The sequence below is a fragment of the Pseudomonas sp. MWU13-2100 genome (genome assembly GCF_023242365.1).
GTDB lineage: Bacteria > Pseudomonadota > Gammaproteobacteria > Pseudomonadales > Pseudomonadaceae > Aquipseudomonas.
In genome coordinates this window covers 1-24,348 of the sequence record NZ_JALLIX010000030.1, presented here as the reverse complement: position 1 = coordinate 24,348, position 24,348 = coordinate 1, and the positions used below count along the sequence as shown (strand labels likewise).

Below are 24,348 nucleotides of genomic sequence, written 5' to 3'. Positions count from 1 at the left end.
GCCAAGGCGCCACCGGCTCAAAAAGCCGGCGGCGACGGATAACGGAAGCTTCCGGAGCGTCTGGTAGTTAATAAAACTCTCAAAAGGAGCATGAATGTGACCGCTTTGAACCTGATTCCCGGCCAACTGAGCCTGGCCCAACTGCGCGCCATCTATCAGCAGCCGGTGAAACTGACCCTCGACCACAGTGCCTCGGCACAGATCGAAGCCAGTGTGGCCTGCGTCGAGCAGATCCTCGCCGAGAATCGCACCGCCTACGGCATCAACACCGGTTTCGGCCTGCTGGCCTCGACCCGGATCGCCAGCGAAGACCTGGAAAACCTCCAGCGCTCCCTGGTGCTGTCCCATGCCGCCGGTGTCGGCGTGCCGATCAGCGATGATCTGGTACGGCTGATCATGGTGCTCAAGGTCAACAGCCTGAGCCGTGGTTTCTCCGGGATTCGCCGCCAGGTGATCGACGCGCTGATCGCCCTGATCAATGCCGAGGTCTATCCGCACATTCCGCTGAAAGGTTCGGTCGGTGCTTCCGGCGACCTCGCGCCGCTGGCCCATATGTCCCTGGTGTTGCTGGGTGAAGGCAAGGCCCGCTACAAGGGCGAATGGCTGGACGCCCACGCCGCGCTGAAACAGGCCGGCCTGCAACCGCTGACCCTGGCCGCGAAGGAAGGCCTGGCGCTGCTCAACGGTACCCAGGTGTCCACCGCCTATGCCCTGCGTGGTTTGTTCGAAGGCGAGGACCTGTTCGCCGGCGCCCTGGTCAGCGGTGCGCTGACCGTTGAAGCGGTATTGGGTTCGCGTTCGCCGTTCGACCCGCGGATCCATGCCGCCCGTGGGCAACATGGCCAGATCGATGCCGCTGCCGCCTATCGCCATCTGTTGGGCGAGCGCAGCGAAGTGTCCGACTCCCACGAGAACTGCGAGAAGGTCCAGGACCCGTACTCCCTGCGCTGCCAGCCACAGGTCATGGGCGCCTGCCTGACCCAGTTCCGCCAGGCCGCCGAAGTGCTGGTGATCGAAGCCAACGCGGTGTCCGACAACCCGCTGGTGTTCGCTGCCGAAGGCGATGTGATCTCGGGCGGCAACTTCCACGCCGAGCCGGTGGCCATGGCCGCCGACAACCTGGCGTTGGCGATTGCCGAAATCGGTTCCCTGAGCGAGCGTCGCATCTCGCTGATGATGGACAAGCACATGTCGCAACTGCCGCCGTTCCTGGTGGCCAATGGCGGCGTCAACTCCGGCTTCATGATCGCCCAGGTGACCGCCGCGGCCCTGGCCAGCGAAAACAAGGCCCTGGCGCACCCACATAGCGTCGACAGCCTGCCGACCTCCGCCAACCAGGAAGACCATGTGTCGATGGCGCCGGCGGCTGGCAAGCGTCTGTGGGAAATGGCTGAAAACACCCGTGGAATTCTGGCTGTGGAATGGCTGGCGGCTTGCCAGGGGCTGGACCTGCGCAATGGCCTGAAAACCTCGCCAACCCTGGAAACCGCACGGGCGACCTTGCGCGAGCAGGTGGCGTATTACGAGAAGGACCGTTTCTTCGCGCCGGATATCGAGGCGGCCAGTGAGTTACTGGCTTCCCGTTGCCTGAATGCGCTGGTCCCGGCGAAGTTGCTGCCAAGCCTGTAAGCGTTGCCTGAGAACAGACTGGGGGCGAGGAACGCATAACTGCCCTGTGGAATGCTGCTTGTGTAGGAACGGAGCTTGTGTGGGAGCGGAGCTTGCCCGCGAAGGGGCCCGCGAGATCGCTAAAAGCTTCGCGGGCAAGCTCCGCTCCCACAGGTTCTGCGCCCGCGAAGGGGCTCGCGAGATCGCTAAAAGCTTCGCGGGCAAGCTCCGCTCCCACAGGTTCGGCGATCGGCTTGGCAGGGGTGTTCGCTCCGGGAGGCACCACCCGGCAGATGCGTTTTGCCTGCGCGTGCCGGGTTGGGTACTCTGCGACCCCTTTTGCGGCCGGGTGGCCGCAAGACACTCGCCATCAGTCTGATTCTCATCGAGTTTTACCGATAAGAATAATTAAGGACGAGCAATGCAACAGCAAGTCAAAGGTTTGAAACGCGGGCTTTCGGCCCGACATATTCGCTTCATGGCCCTGGGGTCCGCTATCGGCACCGGGCTGTTCTACGGTTCCGCCTCGGCGATCCAGATGGCCGGTCCGGCCGTGCTGCTGGCCTACCTGATCGGCGGCGCCGCGGTGTTCATGGTCATGCGCGCTCTTGGCGAAATGGCCGTGCACGATCCGGTCGCAGGCTCCTTCGGCCACTACGCCAGCACCTACATCGGTCCCCGTTCCGGTTTTATCCTCGGTTGGACCTATGCGTTCGAGATGGTTATCGTCGGCCTGGCCGATGTCACCGCCTTCGGCATCTATATGGGCTTCTGGTTTCCCGACGTCGATCGCTGGATCTGGGTCCTCGGCGTCGTCTTCTTCATCGGCGCCCTGAACCTGTGCACCGTCAAGGTCTTCGGTGAAATGGAGTTCTGGCTGTCGTTGCTCAAGGTCAGTGCCATTGTCGCGATGATCCTCGGCGGTTTCGGCATCCTGTTCTTCGGCATCAGCACGGCCACGCCCTCGGCGAGCGTCGGCATCGGCAACCTCTGGAGCAACGGCGGCTTCATGCCCAACGGCGCGGCCGGGATGATCGCCTCGTTCGCGGTGGTCATGTTCGCCTTCGGCGGCATCGAGATCATCGGCGTCACCGCTGGTGAGGCCCAGGACCCGCAACGGGTGATCCCCAAGGCGATCAACGCGGTGCCGCTGCGTATCCTGCTGTTCTACGTGCTGACCCTGTTCGTGCTGATGTCCCTCTACCCGTGGCAGCAGATCGGCAACCAGGGCAGTCCGTTCGTGCAGATCTTCCAGAACCTGGGGATCGGCTCGGCGGCGACTATCCTCAATATCGTGGTGATCTCGGCGGCGATCTCCGCCATCAACAGTGATATTTTCGGCGCCGGGCGCATGATGTACGGCCTGGCCCAGCAAGGCCATGCGCCCAAAGGCTTCGCCAAGCTGTCCCGCGCCGGGGTGCCGTGGATGACCGTGCTGGTCATGGCCGCCGCGCTGCTGCTGGGCGTGCTGCTCAACTACCTGATCCCGGAAGACGTGTTCCTGCTGATCGCTTCCATCGCCACCTTCGCTACCGTGTGGGTGTGGATCATGATCCTGATCACCCAGGTAGCCATGCGTCGTTCCATGAGCCGTGCAGAGGCCGCGCAACTGAAATTCCCGGTACCGTTCTGGCCCTATGCGCCGATGGCGGCGATTGCCTTCATGGTGTTTATCTTCGGCGTTCTGGGCTATTTCCCCGACACCCGGCCGGCGCTGATCGTCGGTGCGATCTGGATCGGCCTGCTGGTGCTGGCCTACCAGGTCTGGGTCAAGCCGACGGCGGTCCAGGTCGCGCGCACCGAGCAAGAACCTGCTTTGTCTCATTGATAACCTAACGGAGGCCCCGGATGAAAACGCTTTGGCAGAACTGTCACGTTGCAAGCATGGCGCAAGGCAGCTACTCGATCATCGAGGATGCCGCCATCGTGACCGTGGCGTCGACGATCGAGTGGATCGGCCCGCGGGCCGAACTGCCGGCGGCGGATTATCCACAGATCAATGACTTGGAAGGGGCCTGGGTCACGCCGGGGTTGATCGATTGCCACACCCACACGGTGTTCGGCGGCAACCGCAGCGGTGAGTTCGAGCAGCGCCTGCAGGGTGTGAGTTATGCCGAAATCGCCGCCGCCGGTGGCGGGATTGCCAGCACCGTGCGGGCGACCCGTGCCGCCAGCGAGGACGAGCTGTTCGCCAGTGCCCGGCAACGCCTGAGCTGCCTGCTGCGCGACGGTGTGACCAGCGTCGAGATCAAGTCCGGCTATGGCCTGGACCTGGACAGCGAACGCAAGATCCTCAAGGTGATTCGCCGCCTCGGCGCCGAGCTTCCGGTCAGTGTGCGCAGCACCTGCCTGGCGGCCCATGCCTTGCCGCCGGAATATAGCGGGCGCGCCGATGACTATATCGAGCATATCTGCGCCGAGATGCTCCCAGCCCTGGCCGCCGAAGGCCTGGTGGATGCGGTGGATGCCTTCTGTGAATACCTGGCGTTTTCCCCGGCCCAGGTCGAGCGAGTGTTCAAGGTTGCGCAGCAACTGGGCTTGCCGGTCAAGCTGCATGCCGAGCAGCTTTCATCGCTACACGGTTCGAGCCTGGCGGCGCGTTACCAGGCGCTGTCGGCGGACCACCTGGAATTCATGACCGAAGAGGATGCCATCGCCATGGCCGCCGCCGGTACCGTTGCGGTGCTGCTGCCCGGGGCATTCTACTTTTTGCGCGAAACCCGGTTGCCGCCGATGGATGCCCTGCGCAAGCACGGGGTGAAGATGGCCATCGCCAGCGACCTCAACCCCGGCACCTCGCCAGCACTGTCCCTGCGGCTGATGTTGAACATGGCCTGCACCCTGTTCCGCATGACCCCGGAAGAAGCCCTGGCCGGTGTCACCCAGCATGCCGCCACCGCGCTGGGCATGGGCGCCACCCACGGTTCGCTGGAGATCGGCAAGGTCGCGGACTTCGTCGCCTGGCAGATCGAGCGGCCGGCGGACCTGGCCTACTGGCTGGGTGGTGACCTGAGCAAGCGCGTGGTGCGCCATGGTGTCGAAGTACTGATCTAGGAGATTGTCCTGTGGATAACGTTCTGAGTTTCAAACAAGGTCGCGTGCCGCTGTTGATCAGCATGCCCCATGCCGGTCTGCAACTGACCCCGGCGGTCAAGGCCGGGTTGATCCCTGAAGCGCAAAGCCTGCCGGATACCGACTGGCACATCCCGCGACTCTATGATTTTGCCGCCGAGCTGGGCGCCAGTACCCTGGCGGCCGGTTATTCGCGGTTTGTCATCGACCTGAACCGGCCGTCCGACGACAAGCCGCTGTATGTCGGTGCGACCACCGGCCTGTACCCGGCGACCCTGTTCGATGGCGTGCCGTTGTTCGTCGAGGGCCAGGTGCCGTCGGCTGCGGAGCGGGCCAGCTACCTGGAGCAGATCTGGACGCCGTATCACCAGACCCTGCAACAGGAGCTGGCGCGGCTCAAGGCCGAGTTCGGCTATGCCTTGCTGTTCGACGCCCACTCGATCCGCTCGGTGATCCCGCACCTGTTCGACGGCAAGCTGCCGGACTTCAATCTGGGTACCTTCAATGGCGCCAGCTGCGACCCGCTACTGGCGGCGCGCCTGGAAGGCATCTGCGCCGGGCATCTGGCCTACAGCCATGTGCTGAACGGGCGCTTCAAGGGCGGGCATATCACCCGTCACTATGGTGACCCGGCGCAGGACATCCACGCGGTGCAGCTCGAACTGGGGCAGTGCACCTATATGGAAGAGTTTGAACCGTTCAACTACCGCAGCGACCTGGCGGAACCGACCCGGGTGGTGCTCAAGGAGCTGCTGCAAGGCCTGCTGGCCTGGGGCCGCGAGCACTACGGGCGCTGAAACCCCGGTTACATGGCCTTTGGGGTGTAAGGCGATCCTTGTGGGAGTCGGCTTGCCGGCGATGGTGCCCTTGAGGCTTGCACCGTCGTTGCGGGCCTCATCGCTGGCAACCCAGCGCCTACAGGTTGGTGTCATCCCGGGTGCACCTCGACCCCTGGACTCAGGAAGTCGATGTGATAACCGCTGGCGCCGTCCCCCAGGCCCACATGCACGCCGCTGACACCTTCGTTCAGCGGCGAGTTGTGGCTGTAGTTGATGTTCGGCCCGATGGTGTCGTTGACGCCGATGGCGAACTCGCTCAGGTACAGCCCCCTGTCGCCCGCGGTCCGCGCCAGCAGGCCGGCATATTCCTGCCCGGCGACCTTGAATGAGCGCACCTGGTTGTATTCGATATGCAGCCAGGCCTGGTGCCGGGCGACACGTTGGGTCAGCGCCAGCAACTGTTCGTCGACGCCGCTGGCCAGCGGCGTCCTGCAGCGGCCCTGGGACGTCAGCAGGCCGCTGATGCGCAGGATACCGTTCAATTGAAAGAGATCGGGACTGTCCGGGCGCATATGCGCGTAATGCACTTCGAACAACTCCGAGACGGACAGCACGAATGAGTTGCTGATTTCGTCGCGGGTCGTGACGTAAGGGGCCGAGCGGCTTTTCAACCAGACGTCGGCCCGCGAACCTTCGCCGGCCAGATGCAGACGTTGGTGCCGGCTCAACAGCTTGAGGTAGTCGCGCTGGCGCCGCAGGCAGTCGGCGAAATCGCTGCGCAATAACAGCATCAGGCTGTACAGCGCATTGTCCAGGCCCGAATCGAAAGCATGCAGCGGGCAGAGGATGCTTTGCTTGTCCCGGGTCCTGGCCGCGCGCTCATAGAATTGCCGGGCGCCCTGGTGGGTAAAGGAAAACACCAGGCTGTGCGCCGGCAGCGGTTCTGTGGAGTCGACGACGGCGGCGTCGAGCCCCAGTTCGGAGAGGGCGCGGATAAACATTTCGTTGTCAGCGAGGATGATGGCCTTCTCCGGGTAGGACAGCAGGCCCGGCAAATAGTCTTGCTGCATTGGAAACTCCCTTTCACTTTTGCACGGATACCCCGGCAGAACGGCTCCTGCCGTTCTACGTGACTTGGCTATTGAAGCGTTTATCGGGCCGACTTGAACACTGACCAAATGGCTAGGCAGCATCCGACGGAAGGGCGCGCGTGACAAATGCGCCTGTGCGCCCGGGCTTTTGACAAGGGCATGCCGATTCCGCGTTTCGGGTTTATGATGCCGAACGGCAGAATAATATGAAGTCCCCATCAGGGATGACCTCGACCCCCTACGGAGCGCGTGATGCAGACTTTGTACCCGCAGATCAAACCCTACGCCCGGCACGATCTGGCCGTGGATGAAACGCATGTGCTGTATGTCGATGAGAGCGGTTCGCCGGAAGGTTTGCCGGTGGTCTTCATCCACGGAGGACCGGGAGCCGGTTGCGATGCCCAGAGCCGCTGCTATTTCGACCCCAACCTGTTTCGCATCGTTACCTTCGACCAGCGTGGTTGCGGGCGCTCGACCCCCCACGCGAGCCTGGAGAACAACACCACCTGGGACCTGGTGGCCGACCTTGAGCGGATTCGCCAGCACCTGGGGATTGAGAAATGGCTGCTGTTCGGCGGTTCCTGGGGCTCGACGCTGGCCCTGGCCTACGCCCAGACCCACGCGGAACGGGTCCACGGGCTGATCCTGCGCGGGGTTTTCCTGGCCCGGCCACAGGACGTTGAATGGCTCTACCAGAGCGGTGCCAGCCGCTTGTTCCCGGATTACTGGCAGGACTACATGGCGCCGATCCCGCTGGATGAACGCGACGACCTGCTCAACGCGTTCCACAAGCGTCTGACCGGCAACGACCAGATCGCCCAGATGCACGCGGCCAAGGCCTGGTCCCTGTGGGAAGGCCGTACCGCGACCCTGCGCCCGAACCCGCTGGTGGTCGACCGCTTCTCCGAGCCGCAGCGCGCGCTGTCGATTGCCCGAATCGAATGCCACTACTTTACCAACAACTCCTTTCTCGAACCGAACCAACTGATCCGCGACATGGACAAGATCGCCCATCTGCCGGGGGTGATCGTGCACGGTCGCTACGATGCGATCTGCCCGCTGGACAACGCCTGGGAATTGCACCAGGCCTGGCCCAACAGCGAGTTGCAGGTGATTCGCGATGCCGGTCACGCGGCGTCCGAACCGGGTATCACCGATGCCCTGGTGCGGGCTGCCGACCAGATGGCCCGGCGTCTGCTCGACCTGCCTCTCGAAGAAGCATGAAGGGGTTGTTGCAACGCGTCAGCGGCGCGCGGGTGGAGGTGGCGGGAGACGTCGTCGGGGCTATCGACCAGGGTTTGCTGGTGTTGCTGGCGGTGGAGCCGGGCGATACCCAGGCGCAGGCCGACAAACTGCTGAAGAAGCTGCTTAACTATCGGGTGTTCAGCGATCCGCAGGGCAAGATGAACCTGTCCCTGGCGGACACCGGCGGCGGTTTGCTGCTGGTGTCGCAGTTCACCCTGGCGGCCGATACCCAGAGCGGATTGCGCCCGAGCTTCTCCACGGCGGCGCCTCCGGCGCTCGCCGAGGTGTTGTTCGACTACGTAGTGGCACAGGCGCAACGCTTGCATGGGCAGGTGGCGACCGGGCGTTTCGGGGCGGACATGCAAGTGCATCTGGTCAATGATGGCCCGGTCACCTTCCTGTTACAGACCTGAATGCACCAAAAACGACGTACTTGGCTGAAAACAGGGGGTTTTCGCGATAAATACTTTGTTTCACCTGATGCGTTGTAACGCGGCCTACTAGATAATCGCGCGCTACGGTGATCGGCGTTCGTTGGTCCATTTTGACTTAGGTAGAGACTTGTCCGTGACCGTTTGGGGAATCATTTGCCCCCATCGGAGTCGGAACAATGCTCGCCAACCTGGCATATAGATAGCTGGCCGTTGGTTTTTGATCTGTTTTCGGCGAGGGTTGCTCGTGATTGTTAGTCCCTGTAATGCTCCAACACTGACTGCCAAAGGGTTGAGAAAAGCGCTGGTGGCGGGCTCGGCACTGCTTTGCCTGCTCAGCGCCGGCCAACTCTTTGCGTTCAATCTGGATGATGTGTCGGCCAAGGCCAAGACGCTGGCCGGGCAGAAATACGAAGCTCCGCGCAGCAATCTGCCGAACGAGTTCCGTGACATGAAGTTCGCGGACTACCAGAAAATCCGTTTCCTGACCGACAAGGCCGAATGGGCGGGTGAGAAGACCCCCTTCAAACTGTCGTTCTACCATCAGGGCATGCACTTCGATACGCCGGTGAAGATCAACGAAATCACCGCCGACGATGTGAAAGAAATCAAGTACGACCCGACCCGTTTCGATTTCGGTGACGTCAAGTTCGATCCAAAATCCACCGAACAGCTGGGTTATGCCGGTTTTCGCGTGCTTTACCCGATCAACAAGGCGGACAAGCAGGACGAGATCATGACCATGCTCGGCGCGAGTTACTTTCGCGTCGTCGGCAAGGGCCAGACCTATGGCCTGTCGGCCCGTGGCATGGCCATCGACACCGCCTTGCCGTCCGGCGAAGAGTTCCCGCGCTTCACCGAGTTCTGGATCCAGCAACCCAAGCCGACCGACAAGCACCTGGTGATTTTCGCCTTGCTCGACTCGCCACGGGCCACTGGCGCCTATCGCCTGATCCTGCGTCCGGGCACCGACACCATCGTCGACGTGAAGGCGCAGATGTACCTGCGCGACAAGGTCGGCAAGCTCGGCGTGGCTCCGCTGACCAGCATGTTCCTGTTCGGCGCCAACCAGCCGTCCAAGGTCCTCAACTACCGTCGCGAGCTGCATGACTCCAGCGGCCTGTCGATCCATGCCGGCAATGGCGAGTGGGTCTGGCGTCCACTGAACAACCCGAAACACCTGTCGGTGAGCAATTTCTCCGTGGAAAACCCGCGGGGCTTCGGCTTGCTGCAACGTGGCCGTGATTTCAGCCACTACGAAGACCTCGATGACCGCTACGACAAGCGCCCAAGCGCCTGGATCGAGCCCAAGGGCGACTGGGGCAAGGGCACCGTCGACCTGGTGGAGATTCCGACCGCCGACGAAACCAACGACAACATCGTGGCTTTCTGGAACCCGGCCGAGCGCGCCGAGGCTGGCCAGCCGATGAACTTCGCCTACCGCCTGCACTGGACCACTGATGAAGCGGCCCTGCATTCGCCGGACAGCGCCTGGGTCAAGCAGACCCTCAAGTCCACCGGTGACGTCAAGCAATCCAACCTGATCCGCCAGCCGGATGGCAGCGTGGCCTACCTGATCGACTTCGAAGGCCCGTCCCTCAAGGCCTTGCCTGAAGATGCGCCGGTGCGCAGCCAGGTCAGCGTCGGCGACAACGCCGAGCTGGTGGAAAACAGCCTGCGCTACAATTCGGAAACCCAGGGCTGGCGCCTGACCCTGCGCTTGAAGGTCAAGGATCCGGGCAAGGCCACCGAGCTGCGGGCGAACCTGGTCAAGGACCTCACTACGGCGGATCCGGCCAAGGTTGCGGTCTCGTCCCAGGTGGTCAAGGCCGACAAGGTCGCGGCCAAGCAGCAAGAGAAAGAGCTGGCCCTGGAAAAGAAAGCGCAGGCTCAGGATAAGAAAGAGCAGGCTCAGGACAAGAAAGAGCATGACGCCGAGGCGCCAGCTCCCGATGCTGCCCCAACCACCCCGGTACCGGTGCCGACTGAACAAGTCCTGACCGAGACCTGGAGCTACCAGTTGCCCGCCGATGAGTAACCCAAACGTACAGCCAGAGGCTCTTTTCGAGTACCTGGCGCACTTGCCACTGAGCAATGAGCAGCGTGCGCAGCTGTCGAACTGCACCTCGTTTGCCGAACTGCACGAGCGCCTGAGCGAGCAGCCGGCGGTTGACCCCGCCGATGCCGCGCAGGCTTCGGTTGGGCGGCGCCTGATCCTTGATTCGGCGGTCGATCTGGAAGATGCCGAGATGCTCGCGGTGGATGCCACCGGGCGCGTGCGCCTCAAGGCCACGCCGCCGATCCGCCGGACCCGGGTGGTTCCGGAACCGTGGCGCACCAATATCCTGGTGCGCGGCTGGCGGCGCCTGACCGGGCGTAGCAACCCGCCTGCGCCCAAGGATGACAAACGCGACCTGCCCCATGCGCGCTGGCGTACCGTGGGTTCGATTCGCCGCTATATCCTGCTGGTGTTGATGCTCGGCCAGACCATCGTCGCCGGCTGGTATATGAAAGGCATCATGCCTTACCAGGGCTGGGCATTCGTCGACCTCAACGAAGTGGTGCATCAACCGCTGTTGCAGACCGCCCAGCAAGTGCTGCCTTATCTGCTGCAAACCAGCATCCTGGTGCTGTTCGGGATTCTGTTCTGCTGGGTCTCGGCGGGTTTCTGGACCGCGTTGATGGGCTTTCTCGAATTGCTCACCGGGCACGACAAGTACCGTATCTCCGGCGCCAGCGCCGGCAGCGAGCCGATCGCCAAGGATGCGCGTACCGCCATCGTCATGCCGATCTGCAACGAAGACGTGCCACGGGTCTTTGCCGGCCTGCGGGCGACCTTCGAGTCGGTCGCGGCCACCGGTGACCTGGACCGCTTCGACTTCTTCGTCCTCAGCGACAGCAACGACAGCGATATCTGTGTCGCCGAGCAACAGGCCTGGCTGGATGTCTGCCGCGAAGCCTCGGGCTTCGGCAAGATCTTCTACCGCCGTCGCCGCCGTCGGGTAAAGCGCAAGAGCGGCAACCTCGACGACTTCTGCCGTCGCTGGGGCGGTGACTACAAGTACATGGTGGTGCTCGACGCCGACAGCGTCATGAGCGGCGAATGCCTGACCAGCCTGGTGCGGCTGATGGAAGCCACGCCGGACGCCGGGATCATTCAGACCGCGCCACGGGCGTCGGGCATGGATACCCTCTATGCGCGCATGCAGCAGTTCGCGACCCGCGTCTACGGTCCGCTGTTCACCGCCGGCCTGCACTTCTGGCAGTTGGGCGAATCCCACTACTGGGGCCACAACGCGATCATCCGCATGAAGCCGTTTATCGAGCACTGCGCCCTGGCGCCGTTGCCGGGTAAAGGTGCCTTCGCCGGTGCGATCCTTTCCCATGACTTCGTCGAAGCCGCGCTGATGCGCCGCGCCGGCTGGGGTGTGTGGATTGCCTACGACCTGCCGGGCAGCTACGAAGAACTGCCGCCGAACCTGCTCGACGAACTCAAGCGCGACCGCCGCTGGTGTCACGGCAACCTGATGAACTTCCGCCTGTTCCTGGTCAAGGGCATGCACCCGGTGCACCGTGCGGTGTTCCTCACTGGCGTGATGTCCTACCTGTCGGCGCCGCTATGGTTCTTCTTCCTGGTGCTGTCGACGGCCCTGTTGGCGGTCAACACGCTGATGGAGCCGCAGTACTTCATGGAGCCACGCCAGCTCTATCCGCTGTGGCCGCAATGGCATCCGGACAAGGCGGTGGCGCTGTTCTCCACCACCATCGTGCTGCTGTTCCTACCCAAGCTGCTGAGCATCATCCTGATCTGGGCCAAGGGCGCGAAAGAGTTCGGCGGCAAGTTCAAGGTGACCCTGTCGATGCTGCTGGAGATGTTGTTCTCCATGCTGCTGGCGCCGGTGCGGATGATTTTCCACACCCGTTTTGTCCTGGCCGCGTTCCTCGGCTGGGCGGCGACCTGGAATTCTCCGCAGCGTGACGACGATTCCACGCCGTGGAGCGAAGCGGTGCGCCGACATGGTCCGCAAACCCTGCTGGGTGCGCTCTGGGCACTGCTGGTGGTCTGGCTCAATCCGAGCTTTCTCTGGTGGCTGACACCGATCGTCGGTTCGCTGATGCTGTCGATCCCGGTTTCGGTGATCTCCAGCCGGGTCAACTTGGGCTTGAGTTCCAAGGATGAGAGCCTGTTTCTCATTCCCGAGGAATACAACCCGCCGCAAGCGTTGCTGGCCACGGATGAGTACACCCACGAAAACCGTTGGCATGCGCTGAATGACGGCTTTGTCCGGGCGGTGGTCGATCCACGCCAGAATGCCCTGGCCTGTGCCCTGGCAACGGCCCGTCACGGTCATGCCGAACCGATCGAATGGCTGCGTGTCGAGCGTGTGCGGCATGCGCTGAAGGTCGGTCCGACCGGTTTGGACAATCAGTCGCGCTTGCACCTGCTGAGCGATCCGGTAGCCCTGACCCGCTTGCATGAGCAGGTCTGGAGCGAAGGCCATGCCGAGTGGCTGGGCGCCTGGCGCCAGTCGATCAAGGCCGATCCCCATGCGCCGTTGCTGCCTCTGCAACCGGCCACGACGGCGGCCCAGCCCGCCTGACGCCCGAGGGGCCGCGGTGTGACAAGCACCGCGGCCCCTTTGTCATTTGGTAACAAAAGACCCGCCTCCCCTCGGTGTTGCCTCGCATTCGAGTACGTTAGGATCGCCCCCCAAAATCGTCTCCGCCAGATCCGGCGCCGTGCTTTCGCGCAGGTGTCGCAGGGCTTGGCGGTACGACCGGAAAAGCGGCCCTGGGAGTTTCATGATGAAAAGGTTTCTATCGATCCTGCTGTTGGGTCTGGTTGTGCTCACTCACGCCTGTGCGCTGCAAGCGGGCGCCATTGACGATGCACTCAAGCGCGGCAGTCTGAAAGTGGGGACCAATCCTACGTATATTCCCTTCGAAATGACGAACAAGCGCGGCGAAATAATCGGTTTCGAGATCGATCTGTTGCGTGAAATGAGCCGGGCGCTGGGGGTCAAGCTGGAGCTGGTGTCCAGCCCTTACGCCGAGCTGCTCCCTGGTTTGCTGGCCGACAAGTTCGATCTGATCGCCAGCGGCATGACCCTGACCCAGGAGCGCAACCTGCGGCTCAACTTCAGCGATGCCTTTATCGTGGTCGGGCAGACGCTGCTGATTCCTCTGGAACTGGGCAGCAAGGTGCAGGGTTTCGAGGACCTCAACGCGGCGGGTTATCGCATTGCCGCCAAGGCCGGGACCACGGGTGAAATCGTCGCGAAAAAAATGATGGGTGAGGCTCAACTGAGCATTTTCGCCAATGAGGAGGAGGGTGTACGGGCCGTGCTCGACGGCAAGGCCGACGCCTTTGTCCACGACGCACCCTACAACCTGGTGGCGGTGAACAAACTGGGCGAGGGCAAGCTGTTGTGCCTGGACCAGCCGTTCACCTACGAGCCGCTGGCCTTCGGGGTGAAGAAGGGCGACCACGACAGTCTCAACTGGATCAACCACTTTCTCCACCAGATCGCCGAAGATGGCACCTATGATCGGATCCACGACAAGTGGTTCAAGGCGAGTGACTGGCTGGCCGAGATCGATTGAGCCCGGGTGCGATGGTACGTGCCCCGCAAACCTCATGTGGGAGCGGAGCTTGCCCGCGAAGCTTCTGGCGTTCTCACGGACCGCTTCGCGGGCAAGCTCCGCTCCCACAAAAGCTCGCATACACGGGGAGTGGGGGGCTCAGACCTTGAAGCGCTCCACCAGCCGCTGCAACTGAGCCCCCAGCTGGCTCAGTTGCAGGCTGGCGGCGGCGGTTTCGTCGCAGGCATTGGCGGTCTGCTGGGACATGTCCCGTACATGCAGCACGCTGCGGCTGATCTGTTCGGCGACCACGCTCTGTTCTTCGCCGGCGGCGGCAATCTGTTCGTTCATCCCGAGGATCTGCGACACGCTGCGGCTGATGGCCTCCAGTTTACCGCCGCTGTGGCGGCTCGACTCGACACTGTGACGGGTCAGTTTGCGGCTGTTGTCGAGCATGCCCGCGACCTCCTGGGTCCCGCCTTGCAAGGCCGCGATCAGGTCCCTGATCTCCTGCGCCGAGTCCTGGGTGCGTTGCGCCAGGCAGCGGACCTCATCGGCGACCACGGCAAAACCACTCCCGGCCTCACCGGCCCTGGCCGCTTCGATGGCGGCATTCAGGGCCAGCAGGTTGGTTTGCTGGGACACCGACTTGATCACATCGAGCACGCTGCCGATCCGCTCGCTTTCTCGTTGGAGCCCGTCCATGGCCTGGGAGCAGCGTTGCATCTGTTGCTCGAGCTGTTCGATCTGTTCGATGGCGTCGGCCACGGCACTGTCGCCTTCACGGGCCTGCTGGTCGGCCTGGGTGGCCGCCACGGAGGCGGTTTCGGCGTGACGGGCGACCTCGAGCACGCTGGCGGTCATCTGTTTCATGGCGGCGGCCACTTGCTCGGTGGCGGCGTACTGGCTGTTGACGCTGGCGTCGGTCTGTTCGGTGCTGGTCGACAGGTGTTCCGCGGCGCTGGCCACCCGCGAGGCGCTGGCACCAATGCCCCGGATCAGCTCCCGCAGGCCGAGGGTCATGCCGCGCATGGCCTGTTGCAACTGGCCGAGCTCATCCTGGCGATCCACCGCCACATCGCGGCTCAGGTCGCCAGCGGCGATATGGCGGGCCAGTTTCAGGCTGCGTGAGAGCGGAATCAGCAATTGGCGACTGAGGACCCAGGCGGCCAGGGTCGCGATCAACCAGGCCAGCAGGGCTATTTTCGCCAGCATCCATTTCGCCGCCTGAGCCTGGCCATCGCGGGCCAGGGTCTGGCTGCGGCTGAGTTCCTCGTTGCCGGTCAGCAGCCGGTCGCCCAAACTCTCCATCACGTTGTGCGCCGCCTCGGCGAGCAGTTGCGCGTCCTTGAAACGCTGCAGGGCCTCGCGGTAGTGGCGCAGCTCCAGGAGCATGCGCTGATGGTCGTCGGCCAGTGACGCGGTCAGCGGTGTCACCTGGCTCTCAAGTTGTCCAAGCCGGTCGATCGCCTTCAGCGCCTGCTCCGAATAGGCTTGCAGCGAATCGGACAGGTAGGCCGGTGCCTGCACGCTGGCGTGGGTGTCATTGACCAGTTGGCGCAGTTCTTCTGTCTGTTTGAGCGGGGCCTGCCACTGCTGTGCGTGGGGGCTTTTGCTGGCTTCGCGCAGTTGATGGGCGGCGAAGCGGGCCACCGCCTGGGTGGCCTGTACCAGGCCGGCGTTCATGCGTTTGCGGGCACGGTCGCGGTCGCGCAGGTTTTCATCGAGATCGTCGAGGGTGGTCTGGAAACCTTGGGTCGCGCGCTGCTGGTCGGTGAGGATCTGTCGCTCGCCCGGGTCCGTCAGGCGCGGCAGGAGCGTTGCCAAGAGTTTCTCGATGCTCGTCAGTTGGCGGGTGATCCGGATGCGACTCTGCGGGTCGTTCAGCACCCGGAAGGCGATGCGATCGGCGCGCATGTCGCTGGTCAGGCGGCTGAGCCGGGCAATGCTCGACAGCGTGTGCGAGCGTTCTATGGTGGTGCCCAGGGCGTGCCAGCCGGTGAGGGTGACCGCCAGGGTCAAGAGCAGCACGAGGCCAAAGCCCAGGGCCAGTTTGAAGCGGATACTGCGGTCGCGCAGTGCGCGTGTCAGCCAGTGGAACATGATGTATCTCCTGCCAAACAGATAAGTCCATGGCCCTCACGCGTCACTGCGCGGGGCATGTTCTGTCATCGGCTTGGGCGCGGGAGATGCGACCTGAATGGGCTGTGGGAAAGCTCTTTGAAGCTTGAGGTCTTTTTCTGTCGATCCTTTGTCAAGGTCGAACACGGTTCCTGTGGGAGCGGAGCTTGCCCGCGAATAGGTCGGTGAGGCCGCTAAAAGCTTCGCGGGCAAGCTCCGCTCCCACAGGGTCTATGTGTTCCCACAGGGTCTATGTGTTCCCACAGGGTCTATGTGTTCCCACAGGGTCTATGTGTTCCCACAGGGTCTATGTGCTCAAGGTGAGATCTATGCGTTCAGGCTTGATCCGGGGGTCAGAACAGCCGGGCGAGCAGGGCGGTCACGGCGGTTTCGACCCGCAGGATGCGTTCGCCGAGTTGCACCGGTTGCAGCCCGGCCTTGCCCAGCAGCTCGATCTCGTAGGGAATCCAGCCACCTTCCGGGCCGATGGCCAGGGTTACCGGCTCATCCAGGCCGCGTGGGCAGGACGGGTAGTCGCCGGGGTGGCCGACCAGGCCGAGGGTGCCCGCGCCGATGGCCGGCAGGCGGTCTTCGACGAAGGGCTTGAAGCGCTTCTCGATGACGATTTCCGGCAGCACGGTGTCGCGGGTCTGCTCCAGGCCGAGGATCAGTTGCTCGCGAATCGCCGCCGGCTCGAGGAACGGCGTCTGCCAGAAGCTCTTTTCCACGCGATAGCTGTTCACCAGCACCACTTTCGGTACGCCGAGGGTAGCGACAGTCTGGAACACTCGCCGAAGCATCTTCGGGCGCGGCAGGGCGAGGATCAGGGTCAGCGGCAGCTTCGCCGGTGGCGCCCGATCCAGGCTGACCCGCAGCTCGGCTTCCGTGGCGTCCAGGCGCAGCACCTCGGCGCTGCCCATCAGACCGCCGATACGTCCCACCCGCAGGCTGTCACCCACCGCCAGGCGATGGACTTCCTGCATATGGGTCAGGCGCCGATCACGCAGCACCACGAGGTCGGCCGCGATAAAGTCGGCCTCCTCCAGCAGCAGCAGGTTCACGTCAGCGGGGCTGGCGGCTGGGCGTCGTCGCGGTCGGCGGACTCTTCTTCGCTGCGTTTGCGGACCAGGCCACCGAACAGGATGCCGATCTCGAACAGCAACCACATCGGCACGGCCAGCAGGGTCTGGGAGAACACATCCGGCGGGGTCAGGATCATCCCGACCACGAAGCAGCCGATGACTACGTAGGGCCGGATCTTCTTCAGGTACTTGATGTCGACCACGCCGATCCATACCAGCAGTACCACGGCCACCGGGATCTCAAAGGCCACGCCGAAGGCGAAGAACAGCGTCATCACGAAGTCGAGATAGCTGGTGATATCGGTCATCATTTCCACGCCGGCCGGGGTGGCGGCGGCGAAGAACTTGAAGATCAGTGGGAACACCAGGAAGTAGGCGAAGGCCATGCCGGTGTAGAACAGCAGGATGCTCGACACCAGCAGCGGCACGGCGATGCGTTTTTCATGCTTGTACAGGCCCGGCGCGATAAAGCCCCAGATCTGGTGCAGGATCACCGGGATGGCCAGGAACAGCGAGACCATCATGGTCAGCTTGAGCGGCGTCAGGAACGGCGACGACACGTCGGTGGCGATCATCGTTGCGCCGGCGGGCAGGTACTGGCGCAGCGGGATGGAGACGAAGGTGTAGATCTGCTGGGTGAAGGCGAACAGCCCGGCGAAGATCAGGAAGATCGCCGCGACACAACGCAGCAGGCGGGTGCGCAACTCGGTGAGATGCGAAACCAGCGGCATGTGCTGGTCGTTTTCCGGAATATCGCTCATGGGGCTCGCGGCGGCAAAGTAGGGTCATGAGGCGCAGGCGCGGCGGTTGGCGTCGTGCTTGCGGGTTCTGTCAGGTGCGGCGTCGGTTCCACGGCACCGAGTACCGCGACCGGCTCGGCGGCGCTCACCGGCGTCGGCGGGACTTCCGGCGACGTCGGCGGAACCGCGTGGATCGTCTGCTCGGCCACCGGCTCGACCGGCGCGCTGGTGGCGATCGGTGAGAGAATCTTGCGAGCCTCCTGCTCCAGCGAGAGGATGTGCTCGTTGTGCAGTTGCCGGCGGATCTCGTCGGCACCGATCTCGCGTTCCACTTCCTGCTTGATCGCGTTGAAGCTGCGCTTCAACCTTCCGACCCACAGGCCTGCCGTGCGCGCGGCATGGGGCAGGCGCTCGGGGCCGAGCACCAGCAGGGCCACCAGGCCCACGAGCAGCAGTTCACTGAAGCTGATACCGAACATTAGTCAGTGCTCACGAATTGTTGCGGGGCTCTTCTACTTTTTGCGCCTGCACGTCGATGGTGTGCGGCGTGTTCTGCTGGGCCGTGGCCTGCGGCTGCACCGGCTGAGCCGGTTGTACGACAGGTGGCACCACCGGCTCGGCGGGTTTTTCTTCGTCGTTCATGGCCTTGCGAAAGCCCTTGATCGATTCGCCGACGTCGGTGCCCAGGTTTTTCAGTTTCTTGGTGCCGAACACCAGCACGACGACAACCAGGATGACGATCCAGTGTTTCCAGTCAAAAATGCCCATGGTGCTGCTCCTCTCGAGAGTTGTTAGGCGGACGGGCGCGAGGCTTTCTCGACGTGTCCGGACAGGCCGAAGCGGCGATCCAGTTCGTCCAGCACGGCCTGCGGATGCTGCCCCAGTTGGGCGAGCATGACCATACTGTGGAACCACAAATCGGCGGTTTCATAGATGACGTCGCTGCAGTCGCCACTGATCGCGGCATCCTTTGCAGCAATGATAGTCTCGACCGACTCCTCGCCAACCTTTTCCAGGATCTTGTTCAGACCCTTGTGATACAGGCTGGCGACGTAGGAACTGTCGGCGGCGGCGCCTTTGCGCTCTTCCAGCACCTGGGCCAGACGGGTCAGGGTGTCAGTCATGTTCAATGTCCTGCTGAGTAGATGCTGTGCGGGTCCTTGAGGACCGGGTCGACGATCTTCCAGTCGCCGTTTTCATACACGCGGTAGAAGCAACTGTGGCGGCCGGTGTGGCAGGCAATGTCGCCGACCTGCTCGACCATCAGGATGATCACATCGGCGTCGCAGTCCAGGCGCATTTCATGCAAGTGTTGCACATGGCCCGACTCTTCGCCCTTGCGCCACAACTTGCCACGGGAGCGTGACCAGTAAATGGCGCGGTTCTCGCTGGCAGTCAGTTGCAGCGCCTCGCGGTTCATCCAGGCCATCATCAGTATGCGCCCGGTCTTGTGATCCTGGGCAATGGCCGGCACCAGGCCGTCACTGTCCCATTTGATCTCGTCCAGCCAGTCTTTCATCTTCGACTCCGACAACCGGACACCACCCGCGTGGTGGTGCCTCGGCGTATGAACAGTGTGCCAGCCCACGGCCTGACTGGCTATCGGCGCACGATCAGATACAAGCCCACGACGACCATGATAGCTGCTGGCCAGTGGCCGAGTTCCTGCAATGGCCCGCCAGCAGCCAGTACCGCGCCGCCACCGAGGTGCGCGCAGCCGAGGAGGCGCAGGAGCCAGTCGTCCTTGCGGCGCTTTTCTTTCGGCTCGGGATGGACGGCGTGGGGTTGGGCCATGCGTTCCAGCAGATCGCGGGTCATATTGGCCAGGTGCGGCAGTTGCTCGATCTGGCCCTGCAGGTTGCCGAGCAGGGTTTTCGGACTGACGCGCTCGCGCATCCAACGCTCGAGGAACGGCTGGGCGGTGCTCCACAGGTCCAGGTCCGGGTACAGCTGGCGCCCCAGGCCTTCGATGTTGAGCAGGGTTTTCTGCAGCAGCACCAGTTGCGGCTGGACTTCCATATTGAAACGCCGCGCGGTCTGGAACAGGCGCATCAGCACCTGGCCGAAGGAGATGTCCTTGAGCGGTTTTTCGAAGATCGGCTCGCACACGGTGCGGATCGCCGCTTCGAACTCGTTGAGCTTGGTGTGCGCCGGTACCCAGCCTGAATCGATGTGCAACTGGGCGACGCGGCGGTAGTCACGCTTGAAGAAGGCGAACAGGTTGCGGGCCAGGTAATCCTGGTCTTCCGGGGTCAGGCTGCCGACGATGCCGCAGTCGATGGCGATGTACTTCGGGCTCCACGGGTTCACGGTACTGACGAAGATGTTGCCGGGGTGCATGTCAGCGTGGAAGAAGCTGTCGCGGAAGACCTGGGTGAAGAAGATCTCGACGCCGCGTTCGGCGAGCATTTTCATGTCGGTGCGCTGGTCGGCCAGGGTCGCCAGGTCAGTGACCTGGATACCGTAGATGCGCTCCATCACCAGCACTTTCGGTCGGCACCAGTCCCAGTAGACTTGGGGCACGTACATCATCTCCGAGCCTTCGAAGTTGCGCCGCAGCTGGCTGGCGTTGGCCGCCTCGCGTAGCAGGTCGAGTTCGTCGTAGATGGTCTTTTCGTAGTCGCTGACCACGTCCACCGGGTGCAGCAGGCGGGCGTCGGCCGAAACCCGCTCGGCGGCCCGGGCGAGGAGGAACAGCCACGCCAGGTCCTGGGCGATGATGGGCTTGAGGCCGGGGCGGATGACCTTCACCACCACTTCTTCGCCGCTCTTGAGCTGGGCGGCATGGACCTGGGCCACCGAGGCCGAGGCCAGGGGCGCGATATCGAAGCGGCTGAAGACCTCGTCGATCTTCTTGCCCAACTGCGATTCGATCAGCTTGACCGCAGTCTGTGAGTCGAACGGCGGCACGCGGTCCTGCAACAGCATCAACTCGTCGGCGATGTCCTCGGGCAGCAGGTCGCGGCGGGTGGAGAGGATCTGGCCGAACTTGATGAAGATCGGTCCGAGGTCCTGCAGGGCCAGGCGCAGGCGTGCGCCGCGGCTCAGGTCCAGGGTCTTGCGCGGGAACCAGCGCCAGGGCAGGGCAAAGCGCAGTGCCAGGAGGAACCAGGGCAGGGGTAATTCGAACAGCAGGTCATCGAGACGGTAACGGATCACGACGCGCTGGATGCGCAACAGACGGCGGACGGCAAGCAGCTTCATGCGTTATCGCTGGATTTGAGGGATCGGGAAAGGCGCTCGACACGCGCCTCGAGACGTTCCAGGTCGAGCTTGACCCGGTCCAGCTCGGCGAAGCGTGCTTCGGCCTCTTGGGTGCCGACCAGGGCGCGGGACTCTTCACTGAGGTATTCGGCGAGGTTCTGCTTCAGGCTGGCAAAGCCCTGCCTGTACCAGCCGGCGCGGCTGCGCAGGTGGCCGCTGAGCAGGGGCGTGGCGACCGGCCCGAGCCAGCGCGAGAGTTCGTACTCCCAGTCCAGCTCCAGGTCCTGGAGCACCCCGGCCAGGTCCAGCAGCACCGCGCTGTCGCCTTCCAGGTGCACTTCTGGGCCGTGGAGCACGGCAGTCTTGTCGCGGCTCAGGGCCAGGTTCAGCAGGCTCGAGGCCGGGGCACGGAGGATGCAGTCGGCCTCGGCGGCCCAATGCGCGGCCAGCAGCAGGCCTTCGTCGCTGGGCAGGATGAACAGCTTCAGGGCCGGGCTGGCGCAGTCGACCTCGATGACTTTGCCGGTCAGGTGGCCCAGGCGGCTCAAGGCCGTGCTGTCAAGGCGCAGCACGCGATTGAGCCCGTGTTCGACGCCGGCGAGAAGGCCGCTGAGCAGCATCAGGGTTTGATGCCGCGATGCAGGGCGACGATGCCCGCGGTCATGTTGTGGTAGGTCACGCGGTCGAAACCGGCTTCCACCATCATCGATTTCAGGGTTTCCTGGTTCGGGTGCATGCGGATCGATTCGGCCAGGTAACGGTAGCTTTCCGAGTCGTTGGTGATCAGCTTGCCGGCCAGCGGCATGAAGGCGAACGAGTAGGCGTCGTAGACCTTGGACATCAGCGCGTTGGTCGGCTTGGAGAACTCCAGTACCAGCAGGCGGCCGCCGGGCTTGAGGACTCGCAGCATGGAGCGCAGGGCGTCTTCCTTGTGGGTGACGTTGCGCAGGCCGAAGGCGATGGTCACGCAGTCGAAATGGTTGTCCGGGAACGGCAGTTTTTCCGCATCGGCCTGGACGAACTCGACGTTGCCGGCCACGCCCAGGTCCAGCAGGCGGTCACGACCGACCTTGAGCATGGAGGCGTTGATGTCGGCCAGCACCACCTGGCCGGTGGGGCCCACCAGGTGCGAGAACTTGCGTGCCAGATCGCCGGTGCCGCCGGCGATATCCAGCACCCGGTTGCCCGTGCGCACGCCGGACAGTTCGATGGTGAAGCGCTTCCAGAGGCGATGCATGCCACCGGACAGCACGTCGTTCATCAGGTCGTACTTGGCGGCCACGGAGTGGAACACCTCGGCGACCTTTTCCGCCTTTTGGCTTTCCGGTACGTTCTTGAAGCCGAAGTGCGTGGTGGGTTCGGCATCGCTGCCTTTGCGCTGATCAGTCATGTCGCTGTCACCAGAAGAGAATGCGGGCATTCTAATCCCGGTGGCCGGCTTTGTCTTGGCAAGGGTGCATGTAAGATAGGCAACCGCCGGGACGTTTTGACGCATTCAGGCTCAGGACGCGCCGGGCAAGTCCCGATAGAGCAGGAGTATTCGATGGCCCGTATTAGTGTTGAACGCGCCCATGGCCTGGGCAAGGCCGGTGCACGCGAGAAGGCCGACCAGTTGGCGCAGAAGCTGGCCGGGCAGTATGGCCTGGAGCCGCAGTGGTCCGGCGACACCCTGAACCTCAAGCGTTCCGGGGTCAAAGGCGCGGTGCATGTGAGTGAAGAAAGGATCCGTGTCGATGTCGAGCTGGGCCTGCTGATGTCGGCCATGAGCGGCACCATCCAGGCCGAGATCGAAAAGGCCCTGGACAAGGCGCTGGTCTGAACACGAGTGTGGAAGTGGTGCTTGTCGGATCGCCGCACCCCGCGAGGCTCCTGGCGGTCTCAAGGGCCTCTTCGCGGGCAAGCTCCGCTCCCACAACAAGCTCCGCTCGCACAATAAGGAGCACCGCTGCGACACCGGGCCGGCCTTTAGGGTGCCCATTCTAATTTTTCTCATTACTTTGTGCATAAGCCCCCATTCCGGTGGGCAGGTCCTCCAACCCTTCACATGTGAGGTGCACCATGGCCAAAGTAAGTCTGAAGAAAAAATCCGACGGTCAGCCAACCGCCCTGGCTGAAGTGAAAGTGTATGCCCGCAAGATCTGGTTGGCGGGTCTGGGTGCTTATACCAAGGTCGGCCGCGAAAGCAGCGAGTACTTCAAGGAACTCGTGGAAGCTGGCCAAGGTGTTGAAAAAGAAGGTAAAAAACTGATTGGCGCGCAGCGTGAAGCGGCCAACAGCCAGATCGATAACGTGAAGAGCGAAGTCACCAGCCTCAAGGGCAGGGTGGAAGTGCAGCTGGACAAGGTCGAGAAGGCCTTCGACCACCGTGTCGCCAGTGCCTTGAATCGCATCGGGATTCCGTCTAAACATGATGTGGAGACACTCTCTGCTAAGCTCGATGAGCTGACGGCATTGCTCGAACGTGTCGCGCGTAAACATTAAGGAGAACGGGATGGCTGGCAAAAAGAATACCGAGAAAGAAAGCAGCTCGTGGATCGGGAAGGTTGAGGAATACTCCCGCAAAATCTGGCTTGCTGGTTTAGGCGTGTACTCGAAGATCGATACCGACGGCAGCAAACTCTTCGAGACGCTGGTGAAGGATGGCGAGAAGGCCGAGAAGCTCACCAAGACCGCGGTCGACAAGAAGGTCGATGCGGCCAAGGACTCCGCCAGTTCGGCCAAGTCGCGCATCGCCGGGGTCAAGGACCGGGCACTGGGCAAGTGGGACGAGCTGGAAGGGGCTTTCGACAAACGCCTGAACAGCGCCATTTCGCGCCTGGGCGTACCGAGCCGTAATGAGGTGAAGGCGCTGCACAGCAAGGTCGATACCTTGACCAAGCAGATCGAAAAATTGACCGGTCAGGCCGTGACTCCCGCTTCGGCGAAAACGGCAGCGGCCAAGCCGGCGGCGAAAGCGGCAGCCAAGCCGTTGGTTAAAGCAGCGGCCAAGCCGGTGGCGAAAACTGCGGCAGCCAAGCCGGCAGCCAAAGCGGTGGCCAAGCCAGCAGCGAAACCTGCGGCCAAGCCGGCGGCGAAAACCGCGGTGGCCAAACCGGCTGTGAAACCTGCGGCCAAGCCTGTGACAGCGAAACCGGCTGCCAAGCCAGCGGCGGCGAAAAAGCCTGCTGCCGCGAAGCCGGCTCCTACTGCGGCGGCCAAGCCTGCTGCGGCTCCGGTATCGGCCGCCAACTCGGCCTCTCCGGCTCCGGCATCCGCTCCAGCGGCTACGCCAACAGCACCGACTCCAGCCTCTCAAGCCTGAGTCGTTACCCGCTGAATGAAAACGCCCGGCCTGTGAAGGTCGGGCGTTTTTGTTTGTGTCAGGGAAAGATGTGTTGCCTGCCATGTCGCTT

The 24,348-nt window shown here is 63.1% G+C and carries 23 protein-coding genes; 12 read left to right on the top strand and 11 right to left on the bottom strand.

Going from position 1 to position 24,348, the window contains the following annotated elements:
* The first annotated feature begins 90 nt into the window (after nucleotides 1-90).
* The 4 genes from hutH (at nucleotide 91) to hutG (ending at nucleotide 5,477) form a co-directional block, all read left to right on the top strand.
* Complete coding sequence (gene hutH, locus M5B99_RS19990; protein ID WP_248805652.1) at nucleotides 91-1,629, top strand: histidine ammonia-lyase; 1,539 nt, start codon at nucleotides 91-93, stop codon at nucleotides 1,627-1,629.
* Nucleotides 1,630-2,029: 400 nt separating this feature from the next.
* A complete protein-coding gene (locus M5B99_RS19985; protein ID WP_248805651.1) occupies nucleotides 2,030-3,436 on the top strand; it encodes an amino acid permease in 1,407 nt (468 codons plus the stop codon).
* A gap of 20 nt (nucleotides 3,437-3,456) precedes the next feature.
* Nucleotides 3,457-4,662, top strand: coding sequence for an imidazolonepropionase (hutI, locus tag M5B99_RS19980; protein ID WP_248805650.1), 1,206 nt, complete (start codon nucleotides 3,457-3,459; stop codon nucleotides 4,660-4,662).
* An 11-nt stretch (nucleotides 4,663-4,673) separates the two neighbouring features.
* Entirely contained in the window at nucleotides 4,674-5,477 is an 804-nt protein-coding gene (hutG, locus tag M5B99_RS19975) for an N-formylglutamate deformylase (protein WP_248805649.1), read from the top strand.
* A gap of 131 nt (nucleotides 5,478-5,608) precedes the next feature.
* Here the strand turns inward: hutG and M5B99_RS19970 are convergent, their stop codons facing one another.
* Nucleotides 5,609-6,529, bottom strand: a complete 921-nt coding sequence (locus M5B99_RS19970) for a hypothetical protein (protein WP_248805648.1) — start codon at nucleotides 6,527-6,529, stop codon at nucleotides 5,609-5,611.
* 273 nt (nucleotides 6,530-6,802) lie between these two features.
* Here M5B99_RS19970 and pip point away from each other — a divergent pair, with 273 nt between their 5' ends.
* From pip to M5B99_RS19945, 5 genes are all read left to right on the top strand, one after another.
* Nucleotides 6,803-7,774, top strand: coding sequence for a prolyl aminopeptidase (gene pip / locus M5B99_RS19965; RefSeq protein ID WP_248805647.1), 972 nt, complete (start codon nucleotides 6,803-6,805; stop codon nucleotides 7,772-7,774).
* Nucleotides 7,771-8,208: a D-aminoacyl-tRNA deacylase gene (gene dtd / locus M5B99_RS19960; protein WP_248805646.1), complete on the top strand. Its 438-nt coding sequence runs from the start codon at nucleotides 7,771-7,773 to the stop codon at nucleotides 8,206-8,208. The genes pip and dtd overlap by 4 nt, the downstream gene beginning before the upstream one ends.
* A 265-nt stretch (nucleotides 8,209-8,473) precedes the next feature.
* Nucleotides 8,474-10,264, top strand: a complete 1,791-nt coding sequence (locus M5B99_RS19955) for a glucan biosynthesis protein G (protein ID WP_318654581.1) — start codon at nucleotides 8,474-8,476, stop codon at nucleotides 10,262-10,264.
* Nucleotides 10,257-12,827 (top strand): glucans biosynthesis glucosyltransferase MdoH, encoded by a 2,571-nt coding sequence (gene mdoH, locus M5B99_RS19950; protein ID WP_248805644.1) that lies wholly within the window; start codon nucleotides 10,257-10,259, stop codon nucleotides 12,825-12,827. Before M5B99_RS19955 ends, mdoH begins: the two co-directional genes overlap by 8 nt.
* A gap of 202 nt (nucleotides 12,828-13,029) precedes the next feature.
* On the top strand, nucleotides 13,030-13,830 hold the full coding sequence (locus tag M5B99_RS19945) for a transporter substrate-binding domain-containing protein (protein ID WP_248805643.1): 801 nt from the start codon (nucleotides 13,030-13,032) through the stop codon (nucleotides 13,828-13,830).
* A 138-nt stretch (nucleotides 13,831-13,968) separates the two neighbouring features.
* Here the strand turns inward: M5B99_RS19945 and M5B99_RS19940 are convergent, their stop codons facing one another.
* The 10 genes from M5B99_RS19940 to ubiE form a co-directional block, all read right to left on the bottom strand.
* A complete protein-coding gene (locus M5B99_RS19940; RefSeq protein ID WP_248805642.1) occupies nucleotides 13,969-15,912 on the bottom strand; it encodes a methyl-accepting chemotaxis protein in 1,944 nt (647 codons plus the stop codon).
* Between the two features lie 371 nt (nucleotides 15,913-16,283).
* Nucleotides 16,284-16,991, bottom strand: coding sequence for a 16S rRNA (uracil(1498)-N(3))-methyltransferase (locus tag M5B99_RS19935; protein ID WP_248805641.1), 708 nt, complete (start codon nucleotides 16,989-16,991; stop codon nucleotides 16,284-16,286).
* Nucleotides 16,988-17,773, bottom strand: coding sequence for a twin-arginine translocase subunit TatC (gene tatC / locus M5B99_RS19930; RefSeq protein ID WP_248805640.1), 786 nt, complete (start codon nucleotides 17,771-17,773; stop codon nucleotides 16,988-16,990). Before tatC ends, M5B99_RS19935 begins: the two co-directional genes overlap by 4 nt.
* On the bottom strand, nucleotides 17,770-18,231 hold the full coding sequence (tatB, locus tag M5B99_RS19925) for a Sec-independent protein translocase protein TatB (RefSeq protein ID WP_248805639.1): 462 nt from the start codon (nucleotides 18,229-18,231) through the stop codon (nucleotides 17,770-17,772). The genes tatC and tatB overlap by 4 nt, the downstream gene beginning before the upstream one ends.
* A gap of 10 nt (nucleotides 18,232-18,241) precedes the next feature.
* On the bottom strand, nucleotides 18,242-18,520 hold the full coding sequence (locus M5B99_RS19920) for a twin-arginine translocase TatA/TatE family subunit (RefSeq protein WP_248795915.1): 279 nt from the start codon (nucleotides 18,518-18,520) through the stop codon (nucleotides 18,242-18,244).
* 23 nt (nucleotides 18,521-18,543) lie between these two features.
* On the bottom strand, nucleotides 18,544-18,876 hold the full coding sequence (locus tag M5B99_RS19915; RefSeq protein WP_018929162.1) for a phosphoribosyl-ATP diphosphatase: 333 nt from the start codon (nucleotides 18,874-18,876) through the stop codon (nucleotides 18,544-18,546).
* A gap of 2 nt (nucleotides 18,877-18,878) precedes the next feature.
* A complete protein-coding gene (hisI, locus tag M5B99_RS19910; protein ID WP_248805638.1) occupies nucleotides 18,879-19,271 on the bottom strand; it encodes a phosphoribosyl-AMP cyclohydrolase in 393 nt (130 codons plus the stop codon).
* Between the two features lie 80 nt (nucleotides 19,272-19,351).
* A complete protein-coding gene (gene ubiB, locus M5B99_RS19905) occupies nucleotides 19,352-20,956 on the bottom strand; it encodes a ubiquinone biosynthesis regulatory protein kinase UbiB (RefSeq protein ID WP_248805637.1) in 1,605 nt (534 codons plus the stop codon).
* Nucleotides 20,953-21,576, bottom strand: a complete 624-nt coding sequence (locus M5B99_RS19900; RefSeq protein ID WP_248805636.1) for an SCP2 domain-containing protein — start codon at nucleotides 21,574-21,576, stop codon at nucleotides 20,953-20,955. Before M5B99_RS19900 ends, ubiB begins: the two co-directional genes overlap by 4 nt.
* The gene (gene ubiE / locus M5B99_RS19895) at nucleotides 21,576-22,346 is read right to left on the bottom strand and encodes a bifunctional demethylmenaquinone methyltransferase/2-methoxy-6-polyprenyl-1,4-benzoquinol methylase UbiE (RefSeq protein WP_103497711.1); all 771 of its coding nucleotides are present in this window, start codon (nucleotides 22,344-22,346) and stop codon (nucleotides 21,576-21,578) included. The genes M5B99_RS19900 and ubiE overlap by 1 nt, the downstream gene beginning before the upstream one ends.
* 153 nt (nucleotides 22,347-22,499) lie before the next feature.
* On the opposite strand from ubiE, the gene M5B99_RS19890 reads away from it, so the two are divergent.
* From M5B99_RS19890 to M5B99_RS19880, 3 genes are all read left to right on the top strand, one after another.
* On the top strand, nucleotides 22,500-22,775 hold the full coding sequence (locus M5B99_RS19890) for a polyhydroxyalkanoic acid system family protein (RefSeq protein ID WP_248805635.1): 276 nt from the start codon (nucleotides 22,500-22,502) through the stop codon (nucleotides 22,773-22,775).
* 239 nt (nucleotides 22,776-23,014) lie between these two features.
* Nucleotides 23,015-23,437 (top strand): phasin family protein, encoded by a 423-nt coding sequence (locus M5B99_RS19885; RefSeq protein WP_248805634.1) that lies wholly within the window; start codon nucleotides 23,015-23,017, stop codon nucleotides 23,435-23,437.
* A gap of 10 nt (nucleotides 23,438-23,447) precedes the next feature.
* Nucleotides 23,448-24,257, top strand: a complete 810-nt coding sequence (locus M5B99_RS19880) for a phasin family protein (RefSeq protein WP_248805694.1) — start codon at nucleotides 23,448-23,450, stop codon at nucleotides 24,255-24,257.
* Nucleotides 24,258-24,348: the final 91 nt, after the last annotated feature.